The following is a 12,659-nucleotide window of genomic DNA, read 5'->3' as shown; positions in this document are numbered from 1 at the left end:
TGATTTTAATTAGACACTTTAATCGTAGCACACGAGGACAAATGATGTCCTTTTTGCGTAGAAAAAAAGTGCTGATGATCAACTCATCAACACTAAAAAGTTTAGACCCCAAATTACTGGAAAAAATCAGTGATTTGTCCAGGCTTTTTATTTGCATTTTGCGGGTCAAATCAGTGAAAATGGGATTAATAGGGAAGATTAGATTGTGAGGTGATGTTTTTAATGGATGCAGATCCTGGAGCGTGTTGGCGCTTAATTTTACGGCTGATCCTGCTTGAATAAAGAGCTGCGACTAGATTGTAGGTCGTGATTTATTGAAGGAGGAGCAGAGAAATGAAACATTATCAACGAAGTTTGTCAGAGTTTACCAAAGAATATCCAGCAGGTGATTTTGAACAGGGACTAACCGCTAGTGAGGCTCAGAAACGTCTCTTAGAAAATGGCCCCAATCAGTTAGCCAGCAAGAAAACACCCAAATGGAAGATCTTTATCAGGCAGTTTAATAACATGATCACCTATATTTTGATTGCCGCGATGGTGATGACCCTCTTGGTGGGGGACCGAACTGATACATTAGTGATTGGTTTAGTGGTGGTGATCAATGCTTTAATTGGTTACTTCCAAGAGGCCAACGCTGCTGATGCTTTAGCACGGATCAAGCAGATGTTAGCGATCGAAGCGACGGTTTATCGTGAAGGTGCTAGAAAAGATGTGCCGGCAACAGAATTAGTGGTCGGCGATGTTGTCTATTTGGAAGCTGGCGATAGCGTTCCAGCGGATTTGCGGATCGTTCAGGCTGCAAATTTGCGGGTGCAAGAATCGACGTTAACTGGCGAAACGGATGCAGTCAATAAAAGTGAGACTGATTTGCCAGTTGGAAAAGTGTCGTTAGCTGACCAGACTAATTTAGCATTTATGTCGACGAGTGTCACGAATGGTTCTGGCCTAGGGGTCGTAGTTGCGACAGGCTCAGAAACAGAGATTGGAAAAATTTCGACGGCAGTGGCTGAAGCTAAGCCAAAACAAACACCGATGATGAAAGAAATTGGCAACTTAGGACAGGGAACCTCCATTGGAATCTTGGTGGTTGCGGTGATTTTATTTATTATCGGCTGGATCTTACAGATTTATTCACTACCAGTCTTAGCTTTAGCGGTAGTCACAATGATCGTTGGCTCGTTGCCAGAAGGTTTGCCAGCGACAACTTCTGTGATCTTAGCTTTAGGTGTTTCTGACATGGCACGCAATAAAAAAACGTTGGTCAAGACTTTACCAGCGGTTGAAACGTTGGGTGCTGTGGATGTGATCGCCACTGATAAAACAGGAACTCTGACTAAAAATGAAATGACGTTAACAGATCTGTTAACAAATCAAGCTCACTATACCGTGACAGGTACGGGGTATAGTCCGCAAGGAGGGCTGATGCTAAATGGGCAAGAAGTTAAGCCAAATCAGCAGCTGACCAATTTCTTAACGGCCGGTTTTGCGGCCAATGATACTGAACTAGTGCAAGCAGACGATGGCAGTTATCAAATTAATGGTGAACCGACAGACGGGGCCTTTTTAACTGCCTATTACAAAATCATGGGAACTGAGCAAAAGCCGGCCTATGAGTCTTTAGATATGTTACCTTTTGACTCGGATTATCGTTATATCGCACGGCTGGTTCAGGAACAGACTAGTCAGCAAAAAATCTTATACGTGAAGGGTTCACCCGATAAATTATTTGAATTGATGGCACAAGGGTCAGCTGATTTTGACGAAAAATATTGGTCAGACCAGGTTGAAAAACTAGCCGCTGTCGGTAAACGAGTCGTGGCTGTCGGGATGGTGGATGTACCGGCTGATGTGACTGAAGTGAGTCACGAACTCTTGCAGCAGGGAATTAATTTCTTGGGTTTAGCGGGAATTATTGACCCGCCGCGACCAGAAGTAATTGCGACGCTGAAGCAGTTGAATGCTGCTCATGTGCAGGTCAAAATGATCACTGGTGACTCGCCAGTCACGGCAACAGCGATTGGACAACAACTTGGTTTAGCGCCAAGTATTAGTGCGATCACCGGTCCAGAGTGGGATGAGTTGGATGCCGCGGGTCAAAAGGACGCTGCGGCTGAAAATCAGGTTTTTGCCCGAACGACACCGCAAAATAAATTAGAAATTGTGCATGCCTTGGAAAATGCCGGCCAAGTGACGGCGATGATCGGTGACGGGATCAACGATGCGCCGGCGTTAAAAACTGCTAATATTGGGGTCGCGATGGGAATCAAGGGGACCGACGTTGCTCGTGATGCGGCTGATATGATTTTGACAGACGATAATTTTACGACAATGGGGACGGCGATCAAAGAAGGACGCCGAATCTATGACAATATTAAAAAGAGTATCTTGTTCTTGCTGCCAACCTCGTTTGCGGAAGGACTGATCGTGTTCTTTTCGATTTTGTTTGATATGCCATTGCCAATGACACCTAGTCAGTTATTGTGGATCAACATGGTCTCGGCTGTGACGATTCAATTTGCGTTTATCTTTGAACCGGCTGAGGCGGGGATCATGAAGCGCAGGCCACGAAAAAATGGCCAGTCAATGGTTAATAAGCATGATGTTTTCCAGATGATTTATGTGTCTTTGATTATCGCTGGGACTGGCTTATTGGGTCATCACTTTTTAATGGACCAAGGAGCTAGTCAGGCAGCAGCAAGTACCTTGATGGTTAACATTATTATTGGTGGTAAGATTTTTTATCTCTTTAATATTCGCACCAATAACTTTGCTTTGAACCGGGATATTTTTGCTAATCAAAAGGCTTTTTGGGTGATTGGTATCATGTTGCTCTTGCAGGTACTTTTAACCTATGTCCCATTCATGCAAAACCTATTCTCAACGACTGGAGTTAATGTCAGATACTTTATTGTGGCTCTCTTGTCCGGGATCGTGGTCTTTGTAGTAGTGGAATTTGATAAATTACTGCGTAAAAAATGGCACGGCGTGAAACGCGCGGCTGCTGAACGAATTTAAACCTGCTTTTTAGCACAGGTTAGGTAGAAAAATAAGCAAAGAAGAAATGACCTTGAATGTGTAGTACTGCATTGAAGGCCATTTTTAATTGAACTGAGACATTTGCCTGTCATAGTTGGAAAAATTATCCGAAATAAAAGGAGCTTTCGTTCCGTCTCCAACTTAAAGGCTGGTATAATAAAACTAGCTGTAAGAAAGCGGGGGAAGTTATGTATCATGCAGAAAAGTCAGGAACGCTGCAGTGGACCAGTCTGATTGCGCCCACTGAAGCAGACTTAAATCAACTACAGACTACTTTTAACTTATCACCGAAGTATCGTTCCTATATTCGCGATGGACGAGAACGGTCACGCTTTGATTTTGATGAACGACTGAAAATGGGGTTATTGATTTGGCGAGTCGCTGTGACTGACCAGGAGCAGCAAAGTTTTCAAGTCGTGCCAGTCAGCTTTATCATTACTGCGGACCAGTTAGTTTCAGTAGTTAGCTCCGAAGCGCAGTGGGTCGCTGAAAAATTACAGGAATTACTCACTGAAAAAGCGGCTGCCAGTCAACAAAAAGACTCGCCAATGCTGACGTTGTTGCGTTTATTATGGCGTATTAATGATTACTATGTTGATCAAATCGACTTGCTGAATCATCAACGAGAAAAGTTGGCTAATTATCGTAAGCACCCGACTAATGCACAAATTACAGCCTTGGCTGAGTTAAGCGACCAGTTGGTGTATTTAACAACAGCTTCGGATAATAATGTGGTAGCGATCCAACAAATGCAGCTCAGCAGTCGCTCTGATAACGCTACTTTTGCACTTGAGCCAAAGGAACTGGACTTTTTGAGTGACGTTGAGGTTGAAACGAAACAAAGTCAGCAGGTCACTCAGGATGCGGCGGACCTCGTTGATCGTTTGTCAAATACCTACAATAATCTTTTAAATAATAACTTGAACGAGACGATGCGTTTTTTGACAGTCTGGTCGTTGGTTTTAGCAGTTCCGCCGATCATCTCCGGCTTTTATGGGATGAACATGCATTTACCATGGGCTAAAGGTGAGTGGGCGTGGGTCACGACACTGGTCTTAACGGCTGCGCTGATCTGGGGCACACTCTGGATCTATCACCATTATCGGTCTAAATAATAGTAGAAAAAGAGGAAAAACGATGATTACAACGATTGCATTGGATTTAGATAATACCTTATTAAACTCAAATAAAGAAATTTCGGCGACCAATGAACGGGTCCTAAAGCAGTTGCACAAAAATGGGATCCGCGTCGTTTTGTGTACTGGTCGACCATTACCAGCGATTGCACACTTAGTACAGCAATTGGACCTCAAACAACCGAATGATTATTCCATTACTTTTAATGGCGGGTTGGTGCAAAACAATGCTTCTCGCGAAATTTTAGCGCAAACGACACTGACTAAAGATGAAGTGGGAGTCTTGTACCAGGATGCGACTCAGCGTCATTATCCACTAGATGTTATTGGTCCAAACGGAGTTTATTCCTTAGTGGAGTTGGGTAAGTCGACCTATGAAGCTTCAATGAATAAAATGTTGCCTTTTAAAAATATTAACTTTGCAGAATTACCTGCTGATGAAACTTTCGGTAAGGTCGTGAGTTCAGCAGAACCGCAAGTGGTGACGGCGACTCGTGCTGGTTTGCCCGCAGAAATTGACCAGCATTTTCATATTGTCCCATCACGCGAAGAGTTGTTAGAATTCTTGCCGGGTGGTGTGAATAAGGCAGTCGGGCTCAAAGAACTGCTGGGACATTTTGGCGAAGACTTGACGAACTTAATGGCTTTTGGCGACCAAGAAAACGACTTGGAAATGTTACAGGCGGCGGAAATCGGCGTGGCGATGGGCAATGCGATCCCGCTGATCAAGCAAGCAGCCAACGCTGAGACTTTAGACAATAATGCCGATGGTGTTGCGGTTTATCTCCAAAAATACTTTAAGCTGTAAGTTTAGCAGTCGCTAAGATAGGAGTGGAAAATGGACCAAATCAATACTAAACGGTTTATCACCGCTAGAAAAGATCTCGGCTTATCTCAAACGGAGCTGTGCCGGGGAATTTGTACACAAGCGACCTTGAGTAAATTTGAACATTATGGGAAAGCACCATCGATTCAAGTCCTGATCAAACTCTGTCAGCGACTGGGATTAACCTTAGACGAAATTTTCCCGACTGGACCACGTTCGCAGTCAGTGGAAGCTAAGCAACTTGATCAGGCTGAGTTTGCATTGATCCAAAGCGAGTATCAGGCCGCCCAACAGAAGTTAGCAGTCATTGAGTTTGACAGCTTGGAGCAGTCGGCCAAAATGCAGTATGCTTTTGTCCAAGGTTACGTCTATGCTCTAGGTGAGGGTTCAATTGAAAGTGCTCTGTATTTTTTCAACTTGATTTTAAGCGAACTGGATAATGAACACCAGACGATTTTTTCCTTACTAGCCTATACTGGCAGTGGTCTGGCCTATAACAAAAAGCGAGATCTAGCTAAGGCGGAGTATTTTTTCCAGAAAGTTTTTGATCAATTGGAAAGCTTGGCCTTATCCGATACCAAAACAATTTGGCGGGTCCTCAACATGTTATTTTACACGGCAGATTATTTTGGCAGCATTGGAGATTATACAGTCAGCGATCCGTTGTTGGATTATGGCTATCAAATTTGTGCGGAAAACCACCTGACCTATTATTTGGCACGGATCTTATTTCGGAAGGCGCAAAATGTTTCTGCCCAACATGGGTCTAACAAAGAACTATCCGCTTTATTATCTGATGCCTTAGCCTTTGCCAGACTCAATAATAACCAAATTTTGCAGCAAAAAATCATTAAGCTCTTAAAAAAATAACAGTACAAAAAGACCTGGTTCACCAGAAACTACACGTTTTGGCGGTGAATCAGGTCTTTTGTGTGTGATTATGAAAAATATTTAGGCTAATAGCGTTAAGGTTTTTGTACCGCGAGAGGTGGCGACATAGCGCCGGTTATTACCATTTTGTTGGTCATGATAATAGGCGTTATTCCAGCCAAGAATGATGGCATGATCAAATTCTAGTCCTTTTGCAGTTGGCAAGTCTAAGATACTAATTCCGCTGGTCAAACTAGCGGAATTGGCTTGACTGAGCAAAGAAGCTTGTGGTAAAAGGGCTGCGGCGGCGGTTGCCATCGCTGAGTCCACGACGATGATCCCAATACTTTGCCCAGCAGAAACTGGCAAGTCAGCTACAACTTGTGCAAGGTCAAGTTGTTTCAGTTCAACGGGTTCTTACCCTAGTTCTTGGACAAAGCGCCCAGTTTGCGACCATAAGTTGGCGTAACGAATAAAGTATTTAGTGATCGCACCCGTGGCACGATAACTGGTACTGAGCTGCAATTGTGTGTGGCTTCGAGTCTGAAAGTAGTCAGCGATATTGGGACTAACGCCTGCCAGTCGTTGGTCACGGTCCCCGACGATGGTCAATTCGGCGTGAACAAATAGCGCTGCTAATAAGGTCCAAGTGTCGGCATCGTAATCTTGTGATTCATCTATAAAAACAGCTTGAATGTTAGTTTGCCGATAGTTAGTTAACACAATTAACAGGTATAAAATATCATATTGTGTTAGTTCAGTGATCTGCCAACTTTGTGCGAGACTTTGCCAATCTAGCCAGTCGACTGGTTTTTCTGGTCTTTGCCCTGTTGCACCTAACCAGCGCCAGACGTTTTGAGCGGCTGTTAGTAGCGAAGCGTCGGGACTCAGCTGATTTAAGACCGCCTGCAGGAAAGAAAGCTTAAGTGTGACAGCGGGGTCCTGTACTTTTTGGGACAACTGTTCTAAATGGTTATTTTGGGTGGAGATTTGGTTGAGACCAAAGTGCCGTCCTAGTTGTTGAATGAAAGTTTGATAGGTCGTGCTCAGCGGTTCTTGTTCACCTAGGGAAGGCAAAACACCCTGGATATAGGTTTTAAAAGTCAGGTTAGGAGTTAATAATAAAATATTCTCGGCTTGCCAGTCGTAACGATGCTGATACAGCTGATAAGCAATTCGTTGCAGCAAGACAGATGTTTTTCCACTGCCGGCGACACCATTCGCAATTACCACAGCATGGTCTGACTCACGAATGAAGGTATTTTGTTCACCTTGGATCGTTGCCGTGATTTCCTTCAAATGTCCGGTACGGTTTTCCGCTAACACCGCCAGCAGCAGTGGGTCGGTTACCGCCATTTGGGTCATAGTTGCCGAAAGTAAGCGGTCGTGGTCGATCACAAATTGTTCTCGTGCTTGAACCGTGACTGGAATGGTCCGCCCATTTGCTGCATAACTGGTCGCTCCAGCTTTGTTAGAATAGTAGAGTTCAGCGACTGGTGCGCGCCAATCATAAATCAAATCATTGGTATGTTGATCAACATAGCCAACTTTTCCGAGATAAAGTTGATTTTGATCATCTTCGTCAAATTTTAGCGAGAGCTTTGCGAAGTATGCTTGCGGTAGTAAAAGACGAGCATTCTTAAGCCGCTTTTGTAAAATTGAATAGCTTAGGTTAAGTGCATCGATTTGGCGATTATTAGCTTCAATATTGGCAAAAGTATCGATTTTTTCGGCCAAGGTTTCTAGATTTAAATGACCATCTTTGCCCAGCTGTTTCTTAATGTTCAAACCGTCCTGTTTTAACTGGATAAGTTGTTTTTCTAAAACTGGGATCTCTGAGTGAAGCGTGTGATAGATGAAATGAAGATGTTCTTTTTCTGTATGCATAAGCTGACCTCCGGCTTTCCATTTTACACGCTTATTGCTGAAAGAATAGACTGTTTTTTAGCTGGCAGACCATGGTATAATTAATATGGGAAGAGGGGGACTACGCATGAAATGGCGCAGGGTTCCGCTTTAAATTTGTCAGAAAAATACGATAAAACAAACGACCGCTCAACTTTGATTGACTAAAGTTGGGCGGTCGTTTAATTTTGGGGGTTAGTTAATTAACTTAGATTATTCTTGGTGGGAGGCGCCGCTGGTTGCATCAGCAACTTGTGGAGCTTCCTTTTTTTCGGCTTCTTTGTGTTGTGAAGGACCAGTCACAGTATCAGCAGTTACATTAGGGTCATCCACTAGTTTTTGACCAGTATGTTTCAAGTACCACTGAATTGCTGGCATCAGGTCATAAATCTGTTCGTTGACGCCGCGGAAACGTCCGTCTTCATCGTGCATGGCGATATAGTCGTGCAAGACGCATTTATCGGGGCCGTTACCAGGAACAGCTAGTCTGAATTTCTTTTGTTTGCCAGTCCGGAGTAAGTTGACTACGGCTGCGGCACCTTTCCGTGCTCGTTCTGGGTGACAGTAGGCGATCGCATTCCCGACTTGACCGGGTTTTCTACCAGCTAACATTTCTTCAGCGGGCATCATATTATTGTAGTATAAAAATTGATTATTATCATCAGCGAAGGTCAATTCAAATGGCATTGAGTTTAAGAAATAATTTAGCTGATCAACAGTTAGGACACCACAGTCTAATTTAACGTAGGTGTCACCACTGACGGCATGAGTTTGTTCAGCAGCTTGTTCATACCAAGTTTCTGAAGCTTTTTCAAGTCCCTTGATCGTGGTATCGATGTCTTTGGTAGAAAATAGGTCTTCAACTGGTGCTTCAACATTGTTTTTCTTTTCTTCAGTCATAATAAAAATCCTCCCTCATTAATCACAGAGCGCAGCAAGCCGGGAGGACTCGAGCACCATCGGAGACTAAGCTTTAATGTGATTTAGGCATTGAAGGTTGGCCTTGGATGGGCGGAAAGTCCTGGCTTGAGGAGCTCGACTACGAACACAGAGCGAAGTGAAGCGGTTAAGAGACGAGCATGATCGTAACCTGACCTTTAATGCGGTTTAGGCATTGAAGGTTGGGTTGAGATAAGCGGAATCTCTTGCTTCACGTAGCTCGACTACAATCACAGAGCGGAGAAACTCGTTTAGAAGACGAGTACTAAGGAAAAATGGCTTTTAATGCGTTTTAAGCATTGAAGGACATTTCTGATTAGACGGAATCTTCTGAGTTTCGCAGCTCGACTACATCACAGAGCGCAGCAAGCCGGGAAACAGAACTTTCAAAGTGTCCTAGGCAATCAAAGCTCGGCTTGGAACTGGCTGGTGCAACTCATTTGTTTACTCCTCTATAATACCGCTTACTTGTGAAGATTTCAACTACATTATATAATATAGTTATATTTTTAGAATTTTACTATATAAAATTATGATAAAGGCTGCGAAAGTCAGTTAGAATAAGGAGAATTACCAGATGGAACTTACAGAAAAAATTCATTGCGTGAGCTTGGTACCGCTTTTTTCAGGGCTGGAACCAGCATCGATCGCTAAAATTGCGCAAAAAGTAACAAATAAAACTGTACAAAAAGGTGAGCTGTTGGCAAGTCCCCAACAAAAGGATGAAACGTTGGTGATCGTGCACCAAGGCCAGTTGAAAGGTTACCATTTGTTGAGTACCGGCCAAGAACAGCTGCTCTTTTTATTGACGGCGGGGGAATTCACGGGTGTTTGGAGCGTCTTTCAAACAGGCAGAAAGCAGACTAATTATCTGGAGGCGCTAACGACCAGCGAATTGTGTTTGTTAACGCACCAAGATTTGGTGCAAATTCTACAGGACTATCCGGCCATCAGTTACCAACTGTTAAATCAGATGGCGCAACGCTTGGAAAAGGCTGAAAAGCAGGCAACGTTCCTTGCAGCACCAACGATTCGAGCGCGAATCAGCCTGTATTTGAATGATTTAATTGCTCAACAGGAGACAGGATCACAGTCTCCTGTGGTTGAGTTGCCATTGAATCGCAAAAATTTAGCGGCGTATTTAGGGACGACACCTGAATCGGTGACTCGCACGCTACAGAAATTAGCGGCTGAAGGGAAAATTAAGTCACTGTCTAGCCAAAAAATTATGGTACTGGAGCCTTTAGTGGAAGAGTAGAAAAAATAATGTGGATGAACGCTGGTTTTACTTCATAGTTAGCAACCATAACGTGAAGTGAGAACAGCATTTTTTTGCGTAAAATTTGATAAAAGCGGCTAAACTTGACACTGATCAATTAAAAAGGCTGACAAACTCGTTAGACTATGTCATATCAAGGAACAAGAAAGGAGTACCATCTAATGAAAAAAGCTGTTATCAAATTAGAAGAGTTGGCTTGTCCAACTTGTATGCAAAAAATCGAGGCGGCTGCGGCAGCAGTCCCTGGGGTCGATCGTTCAAGTATTCAAGTGCTGTTTAATGCCAGCAAGTTAAAGGTTAATTTTAACGAGGCAGAAACGACTGTTGCCAAGATTCAAACGGCAATCGAGGAGCTGGGTTATCCAGTCGTCAGCACCAAAGTTCAGGCAGTGTAAAGAAAGAAGGAATTCAATCATGAGTAAATATCGTGAACTGCAAGCAGCGTATTTTCCGCAACTAGAAATGTATACTTTAGCGATCACACGAGCCCATGGCAAAAAGCATCCAGAAACATTTCAAGTCCATGAGTTATTTGAACAAATTGTCGCTAAAAGTCAGTCTGATGCAGATTTAAGTCCAGAGTATCAACAGATGAGTGAGTTAACGGCGGGCTTTAGTATTCCGGCAGATGCCTGTCCGACCATGGAAAAAACCTACCAATTTTTAGCAGAATTAAAGCAAGCATATCAGGCAGAAAAATAGACAATTAAAGTTAAAACAAGGACGAGCAGCTTAGTCCTTGTTTTTGACTAAAAAAGTTCATTTGAGGAGAAAGATAATGCAAAAATATATTTTAGACCATAAAAGAGCACTCACAATTTTGAATGGCGGCTTATTGGTAGTGGCAGGGTTGGAGCATTTTTTTCTGAAGCAGGGGAAAGTTGAGCTGCTGGCTTTGATCTTGGCTGGAATGGTGGGGGTCTTACCGATCGCGATTCAGGCATTTCAAGCTTTGAAAATTAAGGTCGTCAGTATTGACGTCTTGGTGACAGTCGCGGTCCTTGGGGCGTTTGTTGTGAAAAGTTATGAAGAAGCGGCAGTGGTCACATTTTTATTTTTGGCGGGTCATTTTTTGGAACAAGCCACACTTAAAAAAACTAGGCAGGCCATCAAAGCTTTAACGGAAATGGCCCCACAGACTAGTTTTAAGCAAAATCAGGCTGGGCAATTTGAAGAAGTACCTATCACTGCGGTCAGTCAGGGCGATTTGTTATTAGTCAAAACTGGCGGAAAAATTCCGGTGGATGGTCAAGTGCTTAGCGGTACCGGGGCTGTAAATGAAGCTAGTATTACGGGTGAGGCGCAGTTTAGTAGCCAAGCAGCCAGAGTCACTGGTATCGGCGGGGACGATTTTGGAAAATGGGACTCTGCAAGTTCAAGCACAGCGAGTTGGGGAAGAGACTACTTTCGGTAAGATTATTGAGTTAGTAGAAGAAGCGCAAGATTCAAAGTCGAACGTTGAACGTTTGATCGACCGTTTCGCTAAGTATTATACGCCGGCGGTGTTATTATTAGCGCTCATTGTCGGAATATTAACCAAAGATGTTGAGTTAGCGGTCACGATGTTAGTTTTAGGGTGTCCCGGAGCTTTAGTGATCGGGATCCCAGTGTCAAATGTTGCCGGAATCGGTAACGGAGCGAAACACGGGATTTTGTTAAAGGGCAGTGAAACCATTCAAAATTTTAGTCGGGTCAACACTTTAGTTTTTGATAAAACAGGGACATTGACCTGGGGCAAACCGCGCGTGACACAAGTTCTGGTGCCGCCGACCGTGAACGAAGACGACGCACTGCAACAATTGGTTAGTGTGGAAGCAGAAAGTGAACATCCTTTGGCACGGGCAATAGTTACGGCCTATCCAGCAGTTCACAAATTGCCTGTAGCTGACACGCAGGTCGTTACGGGGGGCGGAATTTTGGCAACGGTAAGGGGTCACAAAATTATCGTTGGCAACTTACAGTTGTTAAAAAATAATGGCGTTCAAATTACTCAGGCAGCACAAGCACAAGTGCAGGAAGTTACGGCTGCTGGAAACTCAGTCGTTTTACTGGCCAGTGAACAAAAATTAGCTTTGATCGTGGGGATCAAGGACCAATTGCGACCGAATGTTCAAGCAGAACTGACCAAATTAACCAACTTAGGTGTGCAAAATTTGCTCCTATTATCTGGAGACAATCAGAAGACGGTCGAGCAAATTGCCAGCCAGCTGAATTTAACCGATGCCAAAGGAGATTTACTGCCGGAAGATAAAGCAAGTTATCTGCGAGAATTACAAAAGCAGGGGCAAAATGTGGCATTTGTGGGTGATGGGGTGAATGATAGCCCCTCGCTTGCGACTGCTGATACTGGAATCGCGATGGGCGATGGGACTGATGTCGCGATTGAAACGGCGGATATTGTTTTACTGCATTCCGATTTTAGTCGTTTGGCTGTGACGCTCAAATTGGCGCAGGCCACTAGACGGAACATGATGCAAAATATGGCACTTGCTGTTGGTGTGGTGCTATTTTTGCTAGGCAGTCTGTTATTTGGCAGTTGGCTGAATATGGGGATCGGGATGTTTGTGCATGAAGCTAGTATTATCGTGGTGATCTTAAATGCACTACGTTTATTAAATCAGCGGTTAAAATAAAAACACGTGCATTTTTGCACGTGTTTTTCAGTGAA

Annotated in this window: 10 protein-coding genes and 1 pseudogene; 8 read left to right on the top strand and 3 right to left on the bottom strand. The window is 43.7% G+C overall.

The window, feature by feature from the left end:
* The first annotated feature begins 333 nt into the window (after positions 1 to 333).
* From LPAF129_RS09720 to LPAF129_RS09705, 4 genes are all read left to right on the top strand, one after another.
* Complete coding sequence (locus tag LPAF129_RS09720; RefSeq protein WP_244056713.1) at positions 334 to 3,015, top strand: HAD-IC family P-type ATPase; 2,682 nt, start codon at positions 334 to 336, stop codon at positions 3,013 to 3,015.
* Positions 3,016 to 3,224: 209 nt separating this feature from the next.
* Positions 3,225 to 4,151 carry a magnesium transporter CorA family protein gene (locus tag LPAF129_RS09715; RefSeq protein ID WP_244056712.1) on the top strand — a complete coding sequence of 309 codons (927 nt, stop codon included), beginning with the start codon at positions 3,225 to 3,227 and terminating at the stop codon, positions 4,149 to 4,151.
* A gap of 22 nt (positions 4,152 to 4,173) precedes the next feature.
* Positions 4,174 to 4,980 carry a Cof-type HAD-IIB family hydrolase gene (locus LPAF129_RS09710; RefSeq protein WP_244056710.1) on the top strand — a complete coding sequence of 269 codons (807 nt, stop codon included), beginning with the start codon at positions 4,174 to 4,176 and terminating at the stop codon, positions 4,978 to 4,980.
* A gap of 30 nt (positions 4,981 to 5,010) precedes the next feature.
* Positions 5,011 to 5,868 carry a helix-turn-helix domain-containing protein gene (locus tag LPAF129_RS09705; RefSeq protein WP_244056708.1) on the top strand — a complete coding sequence of 286 codons (858 nt, stop codon included), beginning with the start codon at positions 5,011 to 5,013 and terminating at the stop codon, positions 5,866 to 5,868.
* An 81-nt stretch (positions 5,869 to 5,949) separates the two neighbouring features.
* Here LPAF129_RS09705 and LPAF129_RS09700 read toward each other — a convergent pair whose 3' ends face one another.
* The 3 genes from LPAF129_RS09700 to LPAF129_RS09690 all read right to left on the bottom strand — a co-directional run bounded on the left by LPAF129_RS09700 (position 5,950) and on the right by LPAF129_RS09690 (position 8,673).
* Positions 5,950 to 6,237 (bottom strand): hypothetical protein, encoded by a 288-nt coding sequence (locus LPAF129_RS09700; protein WP_244056707.1) that lies wholly within the window; start codon positions 6,235 to 6,237, stop codon positions 5,950 to 5,952.
* Between the two features lie 48 nt (positions 6,238 to 6,285).
* Positions 6,286 to 7,755 carry a UvrD-helicase domain-containing protein gene (locus LPAF129_RS09695; RefSeq protein WP_244056705.1) on the bottom strand — a complete coding sequence of 490 codons (1,470 nt, stop codon included), beginning with the start codon at positions 7,753 to 7,755 and terminating at the stop codon, positions 6,286 to 6,288.
* A gap of 231 nt (positions 7,756 to 7,986) precedes the next feature.
* Positions 7,987 to 8,673, bottom strand: coding sequence for a PAS domain-containing protein (locus LPAF129_RS09690; RefSeq protein ID WP_244056703.1), 687 nt, complete (start codon positions 8,671 to 8,673; stop codon positions 7,987 to 7,989).
* 616 nt (positions 8,674 to 9,289) lie between these two features.
* On the opposite strand from LPAF129_RS09690, the gene LPAF129_RS09685 reads away from it, so the two are divergent.
* The 4 genes and pseudogenes from LPAF129_RS09685 to LPAF129_RS09670 all read left to right on the top strand — a co-directional run bounded on the left by LPAF129_RS09685 (position 9,290) and on the right by LPAF129_RS09670 (position 12,624).
* The gene (locus LPAF129_RS09685; protein ID WP_244056701.1) at positions 9,290 to 9,970 is read left to right on the top strand and encodes a Crp/Fnr family transcriptional regulator; all 681 of its coding nucleotides are present in this window, start codon (positions 9,290 to 9,292) and stop codon (positions 9,968 to 9,970) included.
* A gap of 182 nt (positions 9,971 to 10,152) precedes the next feature.
* Entirely contained in the window at positions 10,153 to 10,386 is a 234-nt protein-coding gene (locus LPAF129_RS09680) for a heavy-metal-associated domain-containing protein (RefSeq protein WP_244056699.1), read from the top strand.
* Between the two features lie 19 nt (positions 10,387 to 10,405).
* Complete coding sequence (locus LPAF129_RS09675) at positions 10,406 to 10,693, top strand: iron-sulfur cluster repair di-iron protein, ric (protein WP_244056697.1); 288 nt, start codon at positions 10,406 to 10,408, stop codon at positions 10,691 to 10,693.
* A 76-nt stretch (positions 10,694 to 10,769) separates the two neighbouring features.
* Positions 10,770 to 12,624, top strand: a pseudogene (locus tag LPAF129_RS09670) (heavy metal translocating P-type ATPase).
* Positions 12,625 to 12,659 lie beyond the last annotated feature (35 nt).

The organism is Ligilactobacillus pabuli (genome assembly GCF_022836475.1).
In the GTDB taxonomy this organism is placed as follows: Bacteria; Bacillota; Bacilli; order Lactobacillales; family Lactobacillaceae; genus Ligilactobacillus; species Ligilactobacillus pabuli.
Note: the sequence above shows the minus strand (reverse complement) of the source record. Positions and strands in the feature narration are given on the sequence as shown.